18 protein-coding genes are annotated in these 18241 nt (G+C 67.5%); 11 read left to right on the plus strand and 7 right to left on the minus strand.

Annotated elements, in window-relative coordinates; all coding sequences use genetic code 11:
- Positions 1-66: 66 nt before the first annotated feature.
- Positions 67-2322 (plus strand): ribonuclease R, encoded by a 2256-nt coding sequence (gene rnr / locus DJ029_RS00950; RefSeq protein WP_112320453.1) that lies wholly within the window; start codon positions 67-69, stop codon positions 2320-2322.
- A gap of 177 nt (positions 2323-2499) precedes the next feature.
- Complete coding sequence (locus tag DJ029_RS00955; RefSeq protein ID WP_112320454.1) at positions 2500-3765, plus strand: lytic murein transglycosylase; 1266 nt, start codon at positions 2500-2502, stop codon at positions 3763-3765.
- Positions 3766-3850: 85 nt separating this feature from the next.
- On the opposite strand, the gene DJ029_RS00960 is transcribed toward DJ029_RS00955, so the two are convergent.
- The 5 genes from DJ029_RS00960 to DJ029_RS00980 form a co-directional block, all read right to left on the minus strand.
- Complete coding sequence (locus tag DJ029_RS00960; protein ID WP_112320455.1) at positions 3851-4300, minus strand: Hsp20 family protein; 450 nt, start codon at positions 4298-4300, stop codon at positions 3851-3853.
- A gap of 188 nt (positions 4301-4488) precedes the next feature.
- On the minus strand, positions 4489-5346 hold the full coding sequence (locus DJ029_RS00965; protein ID WP_112320456.1) for a trypsin-like serine peptidase: 858 nt from the start codon (positions 5344-5346) through the stop codon (positions 4489-4491).
- A 51-nt stretch (positions 5347-5397) separates the two neighbouring features.
- Entirely contained in the window at positions 5398-6708 is a 1311-nt protein-coding gene (gene glcF, locus DJ029_RS00970; protein WP_112320457.1) for a glycolate oxidase subunit GlcF, read from the minus strand.
- Positions 6709-6744: 36 nt separating this feature from the next.
- Complete coding sequence (glcE, locus tag DJ029_RS00975) at positions 6745-7875, minus strand: glycolate oxidase subunit GlcE (RefSeq protein WP_112320458.1); 1131 nt, start codon at positions 7873-7875, stop codon at positions 6745-6747.
- Positions 7876-7975: 100 nt separating this feature from the next.
- Positions 7976-9427 (minus strand): FAD-linked oxidase C-terminal domain-containing protein, encoded by a 1452-nt coding sequence (locus tag DJ029_RS00980; RefSeq protein WP_112320459.1) that lies wholly within the window; start codon positions 9425-9427, stop codon positions 7976-7978.
- A 96-nt stretch (positions 9428-9523) separates the two neighbouring features.
- Here DJ029_RS00980 and DJ029_RS00985 point away from each other — a divergent pair, with 96 nt between their 5' ends.
- Positions 9524-10252 (plus strand): DUF599 domain-containing protein, encoded by a 729-nt coding sequence (locus tag DJ029_RS00985; RefSeq protein WP_112320460.1) that lies wholly within the window; start codon positions 9524-9526, stop codon positions 10250-10252.
- A gap of 23 nt (positions 10253-10275) precedes the next feature.
- Here DJ029_RS00985 and DJ029_RS00990 read toward each other — a convergent pair whose 3' ends face one another.
- Both DJ029_RS00990 and DJ029_RS00995 read right to left on the minus strand, forming a co-directional pair.
- Complete coding sequence (locus tag DJ029_RS00990; protein WP_370445210.1) at positions 10276-10986, minus strand: response regulator; 711 nt, start codon at positions 10984-10986, stop codon at positions 10276-10278.
- Entirely contained in the window at positions 10983-11498 is a 516-nt protein-coding gene (locus DJ029_RS00995; RefSeq protein ID WP_112320461.1) for a MarR family winged helix-turn-helix transcriptional regulator, read from the minus strand. Before DJ029_RS00995 ends, DJ029_RS00990 begins: the two co-directional genes overlap by 4 nt.
- Positions 11499-11645: 147 nt before the next feature.
- Between DJ029_RS00995 and DJ029_RS01000 the strand changes: the two genes are divergently transcribed.
- The 8 genes from DJ029_RS01000 (at position 11646) to DJ029_RS01035 (ending at position 18238) form a co-directional block, all read left to right on the plus strand.
- Positions 11646-12515, plus strand: a complete 870-nt coding sequence (locus DJ029_RS01000; protein ID WP_112320462.1) for a branched-chain amino acid aminotransferase — start codon at positions 11646-11648, stop codon at positions 12513-12515.
- Positions 12512-13141 (plus strand): nucleoside/nucleotide kinase family protein, encoded by a 630-nt coding sequence (locus tag DJ029_RS01005; RefSeq protein WP_112320463.1) that lies wholly within the window; start codon positions 12512-12514, stop codon positions 13139-13141. The genes DJ029_RS01000 and DJ029_RS01005 overlap by 4 nt, the downstream gene beginning before the upstream one ends.
- Before the next feature lie 69 nt (positions 13142-13210).
- Complete coding sequence (locus tag DJ029_RS01010) at positions 13211-13444, plus strand: HP1242/YdcH family protein (protein WP_112320464.1); 234 nt, start codon at positions 13211-13213, stop codon at positions 13442-13444.
- Positions 13445-13522: 78 nt separating this feature from the next.
- A complete protein-coding gene (locus DJ029_RS01015) occupies positions 13523-14467 on the plus strand; it encodes a nucleoside hydrolase (protein WP_112320465.1) in 945 nt (314 codons plus the stop codon).
- A gap of 177 nt (positions 14468-14644) precedes the next feature.
- Entirely contained in the window at positions 14645-15058 is a 414-nt protein-coding gene (rsfS, locus tag DJ029_RS01020) for a ribosome silencing factor (protein WP_112320466.1), read from the plus strand.
- A 9-nt stretch (positions 15059-15067) separates the two neighbouring features.
- Complete coding sequence (rlmH, locus tag DJ029_RS01025; RefSeq protein WP_112321293.1) at positions 15068-15538, plus strand: 23S rRNA (pseudouridine(1915)-N(3))-methyltransferase RlmH; 471 nt, start codon at positions 15068-15070, stop codon at positions 15536-15538.
- A 109-nt stretch (positions 15539-15647) separates the two neighbouring features.
- Positions 15648-17168 carry a 2,3-bisphosphoglycerate-independent phosphoglycerate mutase gene (gene gpmI, locus DJ029_RS01030; protein ID WP_112320467.1) on the plus strand — a complete coding sequence of 507 codons (1521 nt, stop codon included), beginning with the start codon at positions 15648-15650 and terminating at the stop codon, positions 17166-17168.
- A complete protein-coding gene (locus tag DJ029_RS01035) occupies positions 17165-18238 on the plus strand; it encodes a murein hydrolase activator EnvC family protein (RefSeq protein WP_112320468.1) in 1074 nt (357 codons plus the stop codon). The genes gpmI and DJ029_RS01035 overlap by 4 nt, the downstream gene beginning before the upstream one ends.
- Positions 18239-18241: the final 3 nt, after the last annotated feature.

Below are 18241 nucleotides of genomic sequence, written 5' to 3' on the forward strand. Positions count from 1 at the left end.
GCAAAAGCCTGACAGGGCAGCGATGCCGCCTTCCCGCCCGCGCCGCCACATGCTAGGCCATGCTCCATGAGCACCCTCCCCACCAAAGAACAACTTCTGGCATGGATTCGCGACAACCCCGGCGAAACCTCGAAGCGTGACCTCGCGCGCGCCTTCGGGATCAAGGGCGCGGACCGGATCACCCTGAAGAAGATGCTGAAGGAACTCGCTGCCGAGGGGGAGATCATGGGCGCGCGCAAGCATATCCGCGAGCCCGGCGCCCTGCCGCCCGTCAGCGTGCTGCGCGTCAACGGGCCGGACCAGGACGGCGACCTCTGGGCCTCGCCCGCGCAATGGGAAGACGACGGGCCCGAGCCGCGCATCCTGATGCAGATGCGCCCCCATGAACCCGCCCTGGGCGAGGGGGACCGCATCCTGGCCCGCCTGACCCCGGGAACGGAACCCGGCGTCGCCTACGTGGGTCGGCTGATCCGGCGCATCGGCCACGGGCCGCGCAAGATCATCGGCCTTTACCGCGCGGGCGAGGATACGGGCCGCATCCTGTCGATCGACCGCAAGTCCGGGCACGAATGGATCGTGCCCAACGCGGAACGCCACGGCGCGGCGGATGGCGAGTTGGTGGAAGCCGAGCAATCCGGCCCGAAGGACCGCATGGGCCTGCCCCGGGCCCGCGTCACCGCGCGCCTCGGCGATCCGAGCGCGCCGAAGGCGGTCAGCCTGATCGCGATCCACGCCCATGGAATCCCCGACGAATTCCCGGCTTCGGTCCTGGACGCGGCCGAGGCGGCGAAACCCGTTACCCTGGGCAAGCGCACCGACCTGCGCCATCTGCCGCTGATAACCATCGACCCGGAGGATGCGCGCGACCACGACGACGCCGTCTGCGCCCTGCCCGACCCGAATGTCGAGGGCGGGCACATCGTCTGGGTCGCCATCGCCGATGTCGCCCATTACGTGCGCGTCGGCAGCCCGCTGGACGAGGAAGCGCGCAATCGCGGCAACTCCACCTATTTCCCGGACCGCGTCGTGCCGATGCTGCCCGAGGCGCTGTCGGCGGACCTCTGCTCGCTGGTGCCGGGGCAGGACCGGCCCTGTATCGCGCTGGAAATCCACCTCGACCCGAATGGCGTGAAGACCAGCCACCGTTTTCACCGCGCGCTGATGCGCTCGCCCGCGGCGCTGACCTATCGCGCCGTGCAGGCGGCGATCGACGGGCAGCCGGATGCGGAAACCGAGCCGCTACTGGACGATGTTCTGCGCCCGCTCTGGGCTGCCCATAAAGCCGCCGCGCGGGCGCGGGACCAGCGCGCGCCGCTGAACCTGGACCTGCCCGAGCGGCACATCGTCCTGTCCGACACGGGCGAGGTGACCAGCGTCGCCTTCCGCGAGCGGCTGGAAGCGCACCGCCTGATCGAGGATTTCATGGTGCTGGCCAATGTCTGCGCCGCCGAAACCCTTGAAAAGAAGCGCCATCCACTGATCTACCGCGTGCACGAGGAACCGGGCCCAGAGAAGTTGGACGCGCTGCGCAAGGTCGCCGAGGCCGCCGGGCTGAGCCTGGCCAAGGGCCAGGTGCTGAGCACTCGCTCGCTGAACCGCCTGCTGGACCAGGCCGCCGGGCTGGACGAGGCGGAGCTGATAAACCTGAGCGTCCTGCGCTCGATGACGCAGGCCTATTACTTCCCGCAGAACTTCGGCCATTTCGGGCTGAGCCTGCGCGCCTATGCGCATTTCACCTCGCCCATTCGGCGCTATGCCGACCTGATCGTGCACCGCGCGCTTATCAGCGCCCATGGCTGGGGCAAGGACGGGCTGACCGCCGAGGACGCCGAGCGGCTGGAAGCGACGGCGGAATGGATCAGCCAGACCGAGCGTCGTTCAATGCAGGCGGAACGCGAAACGACGGACCGCTACCTCGCCGCCTACCTGGCGGACCGGGTGGGCAATGAATTCGCGGGGCGCGTGTCGGGGATCGCGCGCTTCGGCATCTTCGTGAAGCTCGAGGAAACCGGCGCGGACGGGCTGGTGCCGATCCGCTCGCTCGGGGATGAGTTTTTCCACTACGACCGCGAGGCGCAGACCCTGATGGGCGACCGCTCGGGGCGGATCATCGCGCTCGGCCAGCGCGCGCTGGTGCGCCTGACCGAGGCCGAGGCCGTGACCGGCGGCCTGATCTTCGAGGTGCTGGAGCTTGAGGGCGAAAGCCTGCCGCGCGGCAGCGCGGAGCGGCCCGGACGGCACGTTTCGCGCCGCAAACCGGGCAAGGCGAAGGCCCGCAAAGCCAAGACGGCGCGCAAGATCAAACGCAAGAACCGGGGCTAGTCAAAGGCTTGCCCCGCCCCGCCGGACGGGCCCCAAAGGCGGGCGTTCCGGCAGGCTCGGCGGCATCCTGCCCGCGATACGGGGGTGAGGGGCCGCGTATTCCGGAACGCTTGGCCGTGTGGCCGGTTTTGATGTACCCTGCCTGCAAAGCAAGACAAGAATTGAGCAGGACAGAGCATGACCCGTGGAGTATTCGGCGCTTTATGCGCCGCCTTCCTTATAATGACACCCGCGCTGTCGGGCTGTGCGTCGGCCTCCGACGTCCGCCCCCTGGTGCGCAGCGATGCAGGCGACAGCGGCGTTGCCGTGGCGCAGGCGAGTTCCGGCTTCCAGACCTGGCGCGAAGGCTTCCGCCCCCGCGCCTATGCCGCCGGAATCAGCGCGCGCACTTTCGATGCCGCCTTTCGCGGAATCACCCCCGACCCCGACGTGATCCGCCTTGACCGCCGCCAGGCGGAATTCACCAAGGCGATCTGGGAATACCTGGACACCGCCGTCTCGGACGCGCGGGTCCAGAACGGGCGCGGCCACGCGCAGCGCCTGTCGCGAACCCTTGCGGCGATCGAAAAGACCTATGGCGTGGACGGCGAGGTGGTTCTGGCCGTCTGGGGCATGGAAACCAACTACGGCAGCTATCGCGGGTCCAACAACGTGATCCGCTCGCTGGCGACGCTGGCCTACGACGGCCGCCGCCGCCGCTTTGCCGAAGAGCAGCTGATCGCCGCCATGCAGATCCTGCAATCGGGCGACGTGGCGCCATCGGCGATGAAGGGCTCCTGGGCGGGGGCGATGGGGCACACCCAGTTCATTCCCACGTCCTACCTGGCCTATGCGCAGGACTTCAACCGCGACGGGCGGCGGGACGTGTGGTCCGACGATCCGACCGACGCGCTGGCCTCGACCGCCGCCTACCTCAAGCGCTTCGGCTGGACCCAGGGCCAGCCCTGGGGGGTGGAGGTGCGCCTGCCGCAGGGCTTCAACTACGGTAATATCGACCCGAAGATCTGGCGTCCGGTCAGCCGCTGGACCCAGCTTGGCGTGCGCGGCGTCGACGGCAAGGCCGTGCCCAACTACGGCGAGGCGTCGCTACTCGCCCCGGCCGGGGCGCGCGGGCCGGTCTTCATGGTGTTCAAGAACTTCAACGTCATCAAGCGCTACAACAACGCCACATCCTACGCGATGGGCGTGGGGCACCTCGCGCACCGCATTCGCGGCGGCGCGGACTTCCAGGCCCCCTGGCCCCGCAACGACCGCGCCCTGTCGCGCAACGAGAAGGTCGAGATCCAGAAGCGCCTCAGCGCGCGCGGCTTCAGCACCGGCGGCGCGGACGGGCTGATCGGGGCCAACACGATGGCCGCGATCCGCGACTACCAGCGCTCACAGGGGCTGGTGCCGGACGGCTATGCCTCGCTCGGGCTGCTGAAGCGGCTGCGCGGCGGGTAGGGCGGATTGCCCGCCGGTCGTTCACCGGCCAACAAAAAAGCCCGGCCAACTGGCCGGGCTTTTCGTATGCGTCAGGCGTTCGCGATCAGTTCGCGGTGGCTTCAAGCGCCTTGGCGGTGCTGATCTCGATCTTGCGCGGCTTCAGCGCCTCGGGCACCTCGCGCACGAGGTCGATGTGCAGCAGCCCGTTTTCGTTCACCGCACCGGTGGCGCGCACGTGGTCGGCCAGCTGGAACCGGCGCTCAAAAGCGCGGGTGGCGATACCGCGATGCAGGTAGTTCGGCTCGGTTTCCTGGGCAGCCTTCTTGCCGGAAACGACAAGCTGCCCTTCCTTGGCCTCGATCGAAAGTTCTGCTTCGGTGAAACCGGCCACCGCGATGGTGATGCGGTAGGCGTTCTCGCCGGTCTTCTCGATGTTGTAGGGGGGGTAGGACTGGGTGCTCACGTCGTTGGTCATGACCTGGTCCAGAACGGACGCGAGACGGTCAAACCCGACGGTGGAGCGATAAAGCGGGGAAAAATCATAGGTGCGCATGGTGCATCCTCCTTCAGAAGCGATACGATATGTGTGCGGAACCTTCCCGAGGGGACAGATCCCAAGTCATTGCCAAGCCCGACCATCGGCACCCGGCACTCTTGATATGGGATAGGGGGAAACCGGCTTCAAGACCCGCGCGGATCGGAAATACGCGCCCGATTCCAGTCAGATGAGCGCCAGCAGGCTCAGCGGCTGATCTGCGGCAGGGTGCCACCGCCCCCGCCCCGCCGCCCGAGCTGGTGCGAGAGCGAGGCCCGCCCCGCCGCATCCTCGACCGTCTGGGTGCGGAACACCGGATCGCTGCTCGCCAGCTGCTCAAGCAGCGCATCCAGCTGCCCTCCGAGCGAGGCGGCGAGCGAGACGTCCTTCTCGCGCCACTGCGCCATCGCCGACATCACGGAGGCGATCTTCGGCCCCTGCTCGGACAGCACGAACACCGGCGAGCCGGAGGCCCCGAACGTCACCTCGCAGGAATAGATCAGCACATCGCCGCGCTGGTCCAGCAGCCCGCATCCTTCCTGCAGCGAGGGCGCGTCCTCACGCCCCGCGGCGTAGGACACGACCATCACCTCGTCCCCGGTGCGCGGGCGCGCGTCCCGCTCGAAGGGGACGATGGCGCTGTCGCGGATCGGGCGCTCCAGCTCGACGATGGCCATGTCGGTGGCCACGCGGCGCAACTTGTCCTCGCCCTCGAATTCATAACCGTCGTGGATGATGTAGCGCCGCGCCTTGCGCGTGGCCGACGCCCGGCCATTTCGCCAGCCCGCCTGGAACACGATCCGCTCCGCCGCGTACTGCCGCCCGGTCCGGCGGGAAAACAGGCAATGGGCGGCGGTCAGCACGTGGCTTTCGGTGATCAGCGCACCGGTGCAGAACGCGTTTCGCCCGACGTTCAGCCGCCCCACGGCGGCCCATTCGCGGGCATCGTCCGCGGTGCTCAGCATCCGCAGGCCCGAACCCTCGGCCATGGCGGCCGCCCCGGCAAAAGAAAGACCCAGCGCGACGAGCGCCGCGCGCGTACCTGCCTCGATAAGCTTCTTCACGTCCGTTCTCCCACGTGTCGTAAGCTATCGTCGCGTGGAAATATGGCGAATCTATTCAGCAGCGATGGCAAGATTGCCTGAAAGTTGTGGCGGAATGGGCCCACCCGTCGCCCAGTCCAGCAGTTCGGCGGTGTGGACGATCGGCACATCGGTGCCGCCGCCGATCTGCATCATGCAGCCGATGTTGCCCGCCGCGATCACCTGGGGCGTCAGCGCCTCCAGCGTCCGCACCTTGCGCGCCTTCAACTGCCCCGAGATTTCGGGCTGCATCAGGTTGTAGGTCCCCGCCGAGCCGCAGCAGAGGTGCGGGTCCGCCGGTTCCATCACCGTGAAGCCCGCGTCCTTCAGCAAGGTCTTGGGGTGCGTCCTTATCTGCTGGCCGTGCTGCAAAGAGCACGCGGAATGATAGGCCACGCGCAGCGGCGGCGCCTTGTCCGCCCCCTGCAACCCCAGTTCCACCATGAATTCCGAGATGTCGCGCGCCTTTTCCGCCACCCGCGCCGCATCCTCGGCCAAGGGATCGTTCCGGAACATGTGGCCGTAGTCCTTCACCGTCGTGCCGCAGCCCGAGGTGTTGATGATGATCGCGTCCAGCCCTTCTCCGTCCATCTCTCGCGCCCAGGCACGGATATTCTTCGCCGCGCTGCCGTGGCTTTCCGCGGTCTTGCCCATGTGATGGGTCAGCGCGCCGCAACACCCCGCCCCTGCGGCGATCACCACCTCGCAGCCATGGCGGCGGAGCAGGCGGATGGTCGCGGTGTTGATGTCCGTGTTCAGCGCCTTTTGCGCACAGCCGGTCATCAGCGCGACCCGCTTGCGGCGCGGCCCCTCGGCGGGCAGCACCTGCGGATCGTCCAGCCGGGACACCGGCGGGATCGTCTTCGGCGCCATCGCCAGCATCGCCTTCAGCCGCGGATCGGGCATGAAGCGCGCGAAGGGCCGGCCGATCTTTGCCCCCAGCAGCGCCAGGCGAAACCGCGAGGGATAGGGCAGGATCCGCGCCAGCACCCAGCGCAGCGCCCGGTCCGAGAACGGGCGCTTGTAGGTCTGCTCGATATACTCCCGCGCGTGATCGACAAGGTGCATGTAGTGCACGCCGGAGGGGCAGGTCGTCATGCAGGCCAGGCAGGACAGGCAGCGGTCGATATGCTTGACGGTCTTCGCATCCGCCGGGCGGCCCGTCTCCAGCATGTCCTTGATCAGGTAGATCCGGCCCCGCGGGCTGTCCAGCTCGTCGCCCAGCACCTGGTAGGTCGGGCAGGTCGCGGTGCAGAAGCCGCAGTGCACACAGGTGCGCAGCACGTCGTTCGAGCGTTTGATCGCCGGGTCGCGCAGCTGCTCGGGGGTGAAGTTCGTTTGCATGTTCGGTCCTTCCTGTGCGGGCCTTCCTGTGCGGCCTCAGCCCATCCGTCCGGGGTTCAGAATGCCCCTGGGATCGAATTGCGCGCGCAAACCGGCGCTGATCCGCGCCAGCGGCGCCGGCTCGGGGTGAAACACGCCGAGGCGCGCCTTCGTCGCATCGCTCGCCCGGACCAGCGTGGCGTGACCGCCAACGCCCTCCAGCGCGGGGCGGGCATCGCGCCCCTCGGGCAGGCGCGCCCAGATCAGCCCGCCGCCCCAGTCCAGCAGCGCCGCCTCTGCCTGCAGGGCCGCCAGCACCTTCGGCGCATCGCTGGGGCGCACCGACAGGCGCCACAGGTCGCCCCCGCCCCCGGCCACCGCATCCGCATCGCGCACCGCGCGCCAGGCCGCTGCGTTCTCGGCCGGCTCCAGCGACACCTCCGCCGCACCGAAATCCGCCAAAAGGTCCCGCAACGTGGCCGAGCGATAACGGATCGCCCCCTCGAACCCCTCGACCCGGATCATCGTCACCGACCCGGGGCCCGGCACATGCGCCGCCCCCGACACGTCGAATGGCGAGCCGAGCGCGCGGCTCATCGCACCGACCGCCGCCTCGGGCGTCAGCCCCTTGAGCGTCACCAGCCCCGTCGTCTCGGCCATAGGAAGCACCTTGAAACTGACCTCGCTCAACACCCCAAGGGTGCCATGCGCACCAGCCATCAGCTTGACCAGGTCGTAACCGGTGACGTTCTTCATCACCCGCCCGCCGTTCTTCAGCACCACGCCGCGCCCATCCACGAACCGAACGCCGATCGCTGAATCGCGGCAGGCCCCGGCCTGGATCCGCCGCGGCCCCGAGACATTCGCCGCGACCACGCCACCGATCGTCGGCTCACCAGTCGTCCCGAAAATGCCCCGATGATCCATCGGCTCGAAAGGCAACTGCTGCCCCTCGGCCGCCAGCGCTGCCTCGATCTCGGCCATCGGCGTGCCCGCTTGGGCCACCAGCGTCAGCGCGCCCGGCTCGTAAAGGGTGATCCCGGAAAGCCCCCCGGTTTCCAGCACCTCCCCCTCCACGGCGTACCCAAGGGCGCTGCGCGTCCCCCCGCCCCGGATCCGCAGGCCCGTGCCCGCCGCCGCCGCCTCGGCGACAGCCGCCGCCAGTTCCGTTTCGTCCTGTGGTCTCACCGAATGGCCCGCCTACTTTTCTCTAAAAATACTCTCAGGGGGTGAACGGCCCCTCAGTGGCCGGAGGGGGCGCGAGCGCCCCCTTTACAAGGCCCGCCGCCTAGGCCGCGTCCGCCACGGCGGCAGAGCGGCGGCTTTCCGTGCTGCTCAAGGGAAACACCTTGGCCGGGTTCAGCAACCACTTGGGGTCGAACACATCCTTCACGCGCAACTGGCTCTCGATGTCCTCGGGCGTGTATTGCACCAGCATCAGGTCGCGCTTTTCGATCCCCACGCCATGCTCCCCGGTCAGGCAGCCGCCGACCTCGACACAGAGCTTCAGGATTTCGGCCCCGAAGGCCTCGCACAGCTCCAGGTCGCCGGGCTTGTTCGCGTCGAACAGGATCAGCGGGTGCATGTTGCCGTCCCCCGCGTGGAAGACGTTGCCGACCTGCAGGCCGTACTCCTCGCTCATTTCGGAGATACGTCGCAGCACGAAGGGCAGCTGGCTGACCGGGATGGTTCCGTCGAGGCACATGTAGTCGTTGATCTGCCCCATCGCGCCAAAGGCGGATTTACGCCCCTTCCAGATCAGCGCGCTTTCCTCGGCGCTTTTGCTTTCGCGCAGTTCCGCGGGGTTGTGGCGGCGGGCGATCTCGAGGATCTTGGCAAGCTGCTCGTCGATTTCCGCGTCCGAGCCTTCGACCTCCACGATCAGCAGCGCCTCGGTGTCGGGATAGCCGGCGTGGGCGAAATCCTCGCAGACGCGGATGCAGAGCTTGTCCATGAACTCCATCGCCACGGGCAGCACCCCGGCCTGGATGATGTCCGACACGCAGGCCCCGGCCACTTCGCTGGAATCGAAACCCATAAGCACCGGGCGCGCGCCCTCGGGCTTGCGCAGGATGCGCAGGCTCGCCTCCGTCACCACGCCAAGCTGCCCTTCCGAACCGCAGAGCAGCCCCAGCAAGTCATAGCCCGCCGCGTCCAGGTGCGCGCCGCCGATCTCCACCACCTCGCCCTGCATGGTGACCAGCGTCACGCCCAGCAGGTTGTTCGTCGTCACGCCGTATTTCAGGCAATGCGCCCCGCCGGAGTTCATGGCGATATTGCCGGCGATCGCACAGGCCAGCTGGCTGGAGGGGTCGGGCGCGTAGAAGAAGCCGTCTTCCTCGACCGCGCCGGTCACGCTCAGGTTGGTGCGCCCGGTCTGCACCCGGATCACCCGGTCCGCGTAATCCGTTTCCAGCACCCGGTTCAGCCGCGCCACGCCAAGGATGACCGAATCCGCCGTGGGCAGCGCACCCCCCGCCAGCGAGGTGCCAGAGCCGCGCGGCACGACCGGTACGCCCTGTTCGTGGCAGAACTTCAGCACCGCCGCCACTTCCTCGGTGGAGCTTGGCAGCACCGCCGCCAAGGGCGGGCAGCGATAGGCGGTCAGCGCGTCGCACTCATAAGCCCGGGTTTCCATCGGGTCGGAGATGACGGCATCCGCCGGCAGCAGCGCCTGCAGCCCGGCCACGATGGCGGCCTTTCGGGCCAGAATTCCGGCGTCCGGGGCAGGCATTTCCATATCAACTCTCCCTCGTTGGCTCAGCGCTCCAATTGGTAACTTTGTATTACCAATTTTCAGAATTGCAATGCTCTTGGTGTCGCGCGAGTGTCTGGCATGATCATAAACGACGCCAGCTCCATCGCCACGCTCTTCACCGGTATCGACCTGGCGGCGGTGGCCTTCCTGATCGGCTCCATACTTGGCGTGACCTGGCTGATCGAGCATCCGCCCCGCGCGCGCAGCTCCACCCACCGCCTGATGCGCCATTACCGCATCGAGTGGATGCTGGAGATGGCGGACCGGGACGTGCGGATCTTCGATGCGCAGGTGCTGGCCACGCTACGCCAGGGGGCCACGTTCTTCGCCTCCACCACGCTGATCGCCATCGGCGGCGGGGCCGCGATCCTCGGCCAGGCGGACCGGGTGGAAACGGTGGCGTCGGACCTCGACCCAGCGCTGTCCGCCCCCCTGATCGTGTGGGAGGTGAAGATCCTGCTGGCCATGATCCTGCTGGGCTTCGCGTTCCTGAAGTTCGTCTGGTCGATCCGCCTGTTCGGCTATTCGGCGGTGATGATGGCGGCGATGCCCAATGACGGGCATTCCGACAGGGCGCGCGCCCGGGCCCGCCGCGCGGCAGAGGTGCAGGTCCTGGCCGATCGCAGCTTCACCCGCGCGTTGCGCAACATCTATTTCGCGCTGGCCGCGCTGGCGTGGTTCCTGGGCCCCGAGGCGTTGATCGGCGCGGTTCTGCTGACACTCGGGGTCATCCTGCGCCGGGAATTCGCCTCGCGCACCCGCGCGCTGTTGCTTGAGGATCAGGCCGCGCACACCACCCGGCGCTGAGCGGCGCCCCTCGTGCCGTGGCGTCAGTCGGGCGCCAGCATGTAGCCTGCGCCGCGCACGGTTTGCAGGTAGCGCGGCGTCTTCGGGTCCGCCTCGATCTTGCGGCGCAGGCGGGTGATCTGCACGTCAACCGCGCGTTCCTGCGCCTGGCCGTCGTCCCGGCCGAGGTCCTTGACCAGTTGCGTCCGGCTGATCGCCTCGTTCGGGCTGGCCGAGAAGATGCGCATCAGCGCGCTTTCCGTCGCGGTCAGGCGGATCATGTCCTTGCCGTGCCACAGCTCGCCCCGGGTCATGTCGTAGCGGAACGCGCCCATCTGAAGGGTCTTCGGCGGCTCGTTCTGCCCGTCTGAGCGGGGCACGCGGCGCAGGATCGCGTTGATCCTGAGCAGCAGCTCGCGCGGCTCGAAAGGTTTCGGCAGGTAGTCGTCGGCCCCCGCCTCAAGGCCCCTGATCCTGTCGTCGCTGTCGCCTTTCGCGGTCAGCAGCAGGATCGGGGTGGAGATCCGGTCCGACAGGTCGCGGGTCAGCGCAAACCCGTCTTCGCCCGGCATCATCACGTCGATGACCAGCAGGTCGAACTCCAGCCCCTCCAGCAGCTTGCGCGCATGGGCCGCGTCGCGCGCGGTCGTCACCCAGTAGTCGTGCCGCGACAGGAACTTCTTCAGCAGATCGCGGATCCGCTCATCATCATCCACGACGAGGATATGGGCGTCGACCTGGGCGTCGTCCATCATTCCCTGCTCTCCAAAAGCCGGTCGATCCGGTTGCGCATATCCGGATCTATAATCTGTTCAAGCACTTCGCGGAACCCCTGAACCGCCTGCGCCCCCGCGGTGGAATAGGCGCGGCGCATCCGCGCCCGCTGCGCCTGGCTGAGCGCGGCTTCCAGGTCGCGCCCGCTTTCGGTCAGCGTCAGGTTGCGCTGCCGCCGGTCGTTGCGCCCGGTGCGGCTTTCCACCAGCCCGTCCTCGACCAGTTGGCGCAACACCCGGTTCAGGGACTGTTTCGTGACGCCGAGGATATCGAGCAGGTTGTTCACCGTCAGCCCCGGGCGGCGGTTGATGAAATGCAGCGCGCGATGGTGCGCGCGCCCGTAGCCGTGTTCGTCCAGGATCAGGTCCGGATCGGCGGTGAACCCGCGATAGGCGAAGAACATCAGCTCGATCCCCTGGCGCAATTGCTCGTCTGTCAGGAACAGAAGCTGCTCGCCTGTGCTGCCTGTGGGTTTGGGCCGAGTCTGGGTCATGACGCCTCGCGATGTTTCGCCGGATAATACGTCAGCCTTGTTGACATTCCAAGACGCAAAAGGTAGGTGAGTCCTCGGAAAATGAAACATCGTGTCGTAGCCGCGCCACACAGCGCAACAATATGATGCGAACTGGAGGATTGGCCCATGGCTGAAAGCTATGACGACCGCGACGGCGTCATCTGGATGGACGGCGTTCTGACGCCCTGGCGCGACGCGAAAGTCCATATTCTGACCCACGCAATGCACTACGCCTCCTCCGTGTTCGAGGGCGAGCGCGCGTACAACGGCAAGATCTTCAAGAGCCGTGAGCATTCCGAGCGGCTGATCTTCTCGGCCAATCAGCTGGACATTCCGATTCCCTTCACCGTGGACGAGATCGAGGCCGCCAAGCAGGAGGCGCTGGCCGCTTCCGGCCTGCAGGACGCTTACGTGCGCGCAGTCGTCTGGCGCGGCTCGGGGCCGGACATGGGTGTCAGCTCTGCCCGCAACCCGGTGCACATGGCCATCGCTGTCTGGGCCTGGGGCGCCTATTACGGCGACGCGAAGATGAAGGGCGCCAAGCTGGACATTTCCAAGTGGAAGCGGCCCAGCCCGGAAACGATCCCCGTGCACGCCAAGGCCGCCGGGCTGTACATGATCTGCACCATGTCCAAGCACGCGGCTGAAGCTAAGGGCTGCTCGGACTCCATGTTCATGGATTACCGCGGCTACGTGGCCGAGGCGACCGGCGCCAACGTCTTCTTCGTGAAGGGCGACGAGGTGCACACGCCCAAGCCCGACTGCTTCCTGAACGGCATCACCCGCCAGACCGTGATCGGCATGCTGAAAGAGCGGCAGGTCCCCGTGATCGAACGCCACATCGAACCGGGTGAGATGGAAAGCTTCGAGCAGTGCTGGCTGACCGGCACCGCGGCGGAAGTGACCCCCGTGGGCCAGATCGGCGACTACAATTTCGAGGTCGGCAAGCTGACCCGGGATATCGCCGAAGCTTACGAGACACTCGTGCGCGAATGACGTTCGACGCTCTCGTTGCTGATATCGAAACCACCGCCGCGGCCGCAGGGCCGGGGCGGTGGCTGCTTGGCATCGCAGGTGCACCCGCCTCGGGCAAGAGCACGCTGGCCGAGAACCTGGCCGAGGCGGTGCGCGGCGCGCGGATGCTGCCGATGGACGGGTTCCACCTGGACGACGCGGTGCTCAGGGCGCATGGCGACCTGCCCCGCAAGGGCGCGCCGCATACCTTCGATCCGGCGGGCTTCTGCGCCCTGCTCAAACGCGCCCGGCACGAGGAACGCGTCTACGCCCCCGCCTTCGACCGGCGGCTTGAGCTCAGCCGCGCCGCGGCGATCGAGATCACCCCCGAGGATTCGATCCTGATCGTCGAGGGCAACTACCTGCTGCACGACCGGGACGGGTGGGAAAACGTCGCACCGCTGCTCGACGCGTGCTGGTTCCTCGACGTCGAGGAAACCGCACTTGAAGCGCGCCTGACGGACCGTTGGACCGGGCTTGGCCTGCCGGACGCCGAAGTACGGCGCAAGGTCCACGAAAACGACCTGCTGAACGCGCGGATCGTGGCCGAGGGCAAGGCCCGTGCGGACCGGGTCCTGGGGCTTTCCGACCTCGGCGTGGTGGGTTGATTCAGATCAACGTTTCGGATTCTGCGCCTCGCTAGGTTCTGGGTCATCAGAACCACAGGAACACCCCAGATGTCGCACGTACCCCACGAACTTTCCGAAGACTTCCCCCAGGCCGCCGACAAGATCGCGTCCCTGAAAACGAAAGACGCGCATTTCGCCAACCTCTGCGACCGCTATCACGAGCTGAATCGCGCCATTCATCGCGCCGAGACCAACATCGAGCCGACCGATGACACCCACATGACCGAGATGCGGCGCGAGCGCATGACGCTGAAGGACACCATCGCGCGCTACCTCGCCTGAGGCGGCGCCACCTCAATCGGTCTTGCCGCCGCGCCGCGTATGGCTATGGTCTTTCCCCTGAACGCAGGGAGAAATGCCATGGCCGCGCGGCGCAAGATCATCATCGACACCGATCCCGGGCAGGATGACGCGGTTGCCATCCTGCTCGCCCTCGCCTCGCCCGAACTGGAGGTGCTGGGCATCACCGCCGTGGCCGGCAACGTGCCGCTGGCGCTGACCGAAAAGAACGCCCGCAAGATCTGCGAACTGGCCGGACGCCCGGATATCCCGGTGTACGCCGGCGCCGCACAGCCGCTGGTGCGCAAGCTGGTCACGGCCGAATACGTGCACGGCAAGACCGGGCTGGACGGGCCGGACCTGCCAGAGCCCACGATGCCCTTGCAGCCCGGACATGCGGTCGATTTCATCATCGAAACCCTCGACGCGGCGGCGGAGGACGAGATCACGCTCTGCGCGCTCGGCCCGCTGACCAACATCGCGCTCGCCCTGAACCGCGCGCCGCACCTTGCCGGGCGCATCCGCGAGATCGTCTCCATGGGCGGCGGGCTGTTCGAGGGCGGCAACACCACCCCGGCGGCGGAGTTCAATATCTACGTCGATCCCCACGCCGCGCAGGCCGTGTTCCATTGCGGGCGTCCGGTGACGCTGCACCCGCTGGACCTGACGCACCAGTGCCTGACAACGCGCGAACGGGTGGACGCATTTCGCGCCATGGGAACCCGCGTCGGCACCGCCACCGCTGAGCTGCTCGACTTCTTCGAGCGTTTCGACGAGCAGAAATACGGCACCGAGGGCGGGCCGCTGCACGATCCCAACGTCATCGCATGGCTGCTCGCCCCCGAGCTTTACAGCGGGCGCCAGATCAACGTGGAGGTCGAAACCGGCTCAGAGCTGACCATGGGCATGACCGTCGCCGACTGGTGGCGGGTCACGGACCGGCCGCGCAACGTGCATTACATGCGCTACGTGGACGAGGCGGGGTTCTACGCACTGCTGACAGAACGGCTCGCCCGGCTGGATTGACGCGGGACGCCTCGCCCCCCCTGCCAGCGGCATGATGCCGCCGTGCCACGGCCCCACACCCATTCCTTCCCTTCTAGGGTTGAGCGCGCGGCCCCCAGCCCTTACATTGGAAATATCCCGGCGCCGGGGATTTGCGGCGCATCATTAGGAGGGAAAGCCCTGAGCGACCATGCGCCTGTGGCCGAAAGCGCCGCATCATCGCGTGACCAGAAGGCCCCGGCAGCACCGGGCACGCAAAACACTGACCTTCTGACCCTGATTCTCAAATCGCTGGATGACGACAAGGCCGAGGACGTGCTGACCATCGACCTGCGCGGCAAGACCGAGATGGCCGATTTCATGGTCGTCGCGACCGGTCGTTCCACACGTCAGGTCAGCGCCATCGCCGAAAAGCTGTCCGATCGCATCAAGCAGGCGACCGGCAGATCCGCGAAGATGGAAGGCCTCGAAACCGGGGACTGGGTGCTGATCGACTGCGGCGACGCGGTGGTCCACATCTTCCGTCCCGAGGTTCGCGACTTCTACCAGCTTGAAAAGATGTGGCTTTCGCCTGAGGATCAACTCAAGCGGACCCCGCCCGCAGACGCCTGATCCGGCGTGCTGCGTGTCACTCTCGCCGCGGTCGGGCGGCTGCGGGCCGGCCCCGAGCGGGCGCTGGTCGATGACTACACGACACGTTTCGCGCGCACCGGGCGCGCCATCGGCCTCGGCCCGCTGAGCGAGCGCGAGGTGGAGGCAAAGGGAAACTCCGACCCGGCCAGCGAAGCCCCCCTGCTGCTGGGCGCCTGCCCCGAAGGCGCGGTCAGGGTGGTGCTGGACGAACGCGGCAAACTGCTGACGTCCCCGAAATTCGCGGACCGTCTGGCCGGGTGGCGCGACCAGGGGCGCGGCGACGTCTGCTTCGTGATCGGCGGCGCGGCGGGCCTGGCCCCCGAAGTGCGCGACAGCGCCGACTACGCCCTGTCCTTCGGCCAGATGGTCTGGCCGCACATGCTGGTGCGGGTCATGCTGGCGGAACAGCTTTATCGCGCCGCCTCTATCCTGTCGGGCGGCCCCTATCACAAGTCGTGAGGGCCGCGCGCCAATTGAGCGACGACACCAGAATCTGATTCAGGTCCCGCGGATTTCCCCTTAGGGTGCCGCACATCCAAGACCGCCACAAAGAAATGGGAGATCGCCCGTGCCCGGCCCTGTCGTACTCTGCATCCTCGATGGCTGGGGTCTGCGCCCCGAGACCGAAGCCAACGCCGTCGCCCTTGCCAACACCCCGGCCTTTGACCGGCTGATGGCGAACTACCCGCACGCCACGCTGACCGCCCACGGCACCGCCGTCGGCCTGCCCGAGGGGCAGATGGGCAATTCCGAGGTCGGCCACACCAACATCGGCGCCGGGCGCACCGTCTTCATGGACCTGCCAAGGATCGACCGCGCGATCGAGGATGGCAGCTTTGCCGGGAACGAGGCGCTGAACCGCTTTGCCGAGCGTCTGAAGGCCTCTGGCGGCACTGCGCATCTTGCAGGTCTGGCCAGCCCCGGCGGGGTGCATTCCCACCAGCGCCATATCGCCAAGGCGGCCGAGGTTCTTTCGGCAAAGGGCGTCCCGGTGGTCGTGCATGCCTTCCTCGATGGTCGGGACGTGGCGCCGAAATCCGCGCGCGAGCAGATCGCCGCGCTGGAAGCCGCGCTGCCGGACGGCGTGCGGATCGTCAGCGTCTCGGGCCGGTTCTTCGCGATGGACCGCGACAACCGCTGGGAACGGGTGGAACAGGCCTTCCGCGCCGTGGCACATGCCGACGCCCCGCGCGGCGACAGCCCGGACGCGGTGATCGCCAACGCTTACGCCGCGGGCGAGACCGACGAATTCGTCACCCCCCATGTCATCGGCGATTATGCCGGGATGCGGGATGGCGACGGGCTGTTGTTCCTGAATTTCCGCGCCGATCGCGCGCGGGAAATCCTCTCGGCGCTCGCCGATCCGGATTTCGACGCCTTTGACACCGGAACCCGCCCCGATTTCGCCGCCGTGCTGGGGCTGGTGGAATACTCGGACACCCATAATCGCTTCATGGAGGTGATGTTCCCCTCCATCGACATCGTGAACACCCTCGGGGCCTGGGTCGCGAAACACGGCCTGAAGCAGTTCCGCATCGCTGAGACGGAGAAGTACCCCCATGTGACCTTCTTCCTGAACGGCGGCGTCGAGGTGCCCGAAACCGGCGAAGAACGCTACATGGCCCCCAGCCCGAAGGTGAAGACCTACGACATGCAGCCCGAGATGTCGGCGGCGGAGGTGACGGAGCATCTTGTGAAGGCGGTCCGCTCGAAAGAATACGCGTTGATCGTGGTCAACTTCGCCAACCCCGACATGGTGGGCCATACCGGCGACCTTCAGGCCGCCATCACCGCCTGCGAGGCGGTGGATGCGGGCGTTGCCGCCCTTGTCGCCGCGCTGGACGAGGTGGGCGGATCGATGATCCTGACCGCCGACCACGGCAACTGCGAAACCATGGTCGACCCGGTGACCGGCGGGCCCCATACCGCGCACACGCTGAACCCCGTGCCCGTCGTGCTTTACGGCGGCCCCGAAGGCGTCCACCTGCGCGACGGCGGCACGCTTGGCGACCTGGCCCCGAGCCTGCTGGAGCTGATGGGCCTGGAGCAGCCCGAAGAGATGACCGGAAAGACCCTGTTGCAAAGATGATCCGCGCGCTGGCCCTTCTGCTGGTCATGGGGGTTGCGGCCCCCGCGGGCGCGCAGTCCATGGACGACACGCTGGCCGCGCTGGAACGCGCGGACAGCGCGCTTCAGGCTGCCACCGACAGCCGCAGCCAGCGCGGCGCGCTCGGCCAGGCGATCCGCGCCTATGAGCGGGCGATGCGCCAGCTCGGCCTAGACATCGCCGAGGTCGCCTCGGAAACCCGCAAGCGCACCCGCGCGCTGGCGCAGGACAAGGCCGAGGTGCGCGCGCTGATGGGCGGTCTGCTGCGCATGGGCCAGGTCGCCACACCGCTGGCGGTGGCAGAGGCGGACAACCCCGCCGACGCCCTGCGCGCGATGCTGCTGCTGGAACGCGCGACCGCCGCCGCGAACAGCCGCGCCCGCACCCTGGTCGAGGAACAGGCCGCGCTGGAAGAGTTGCAGGCAAGTCAGGCTGCCCTTCTGTCCGACATGCGCACCGCCCGCGCCCGCATGGCGCAGATGCGCGACACGCTGATCGCGAACGCCGAGGCCGACCGCAACCGCATCGACGGCGCCCCCGATATCGGCGAGGACGCCGCGAACCTGGCCACGCTGGCCATCGCGCTGGACAGCACCCTGCCGGGCGACACGACGAAGGCTCCGCTCGCGGCGACGCTGCTCAGCCCGGTGGAAGGCACGCTTGCGCGTGGCTTCAGCGAAACCGATCCCGCCGGGCTCAGCAGGCCCGGGGTCGCGCTTTCCGCCGCGCCGGGCGCCATCGTGACCGCGCCGGGCGAAGCCTCGGTCCGTTTCGTGGGGCAGCTGGACGGCTACGGGCGCGTCGTCATCCTTGAGCCGCAGCAGGATGTGCTGCTGGTTCTGGCCGGACTCGGCACCATCACGGCCCGCGCCGGAGAGACGGTTCCACGGGGCGGAGCGCTGGGATTCATGCCCCAATCGCCGGATCACGAAGAATTTTCGCAAGAACCGGACACCAAGGGTGGTCTTGCTTTAGTGAAAACGCTCTATATGGAACTAAGACATGACCAGCAGCCAATCGATCCGGCCCCCTGGTTCGAGGATTTGAGGTAAGGA

The sequence above is a fragment of the Oceanibium sediminis genome (assembly GCF_003265325.1).
GTDB lineage: Bacteria > Pseudomonadota > Alphaproteobacteria > Rhodobacterales > Rhodobacteraceae > Halovulum > Halovulum sediminis.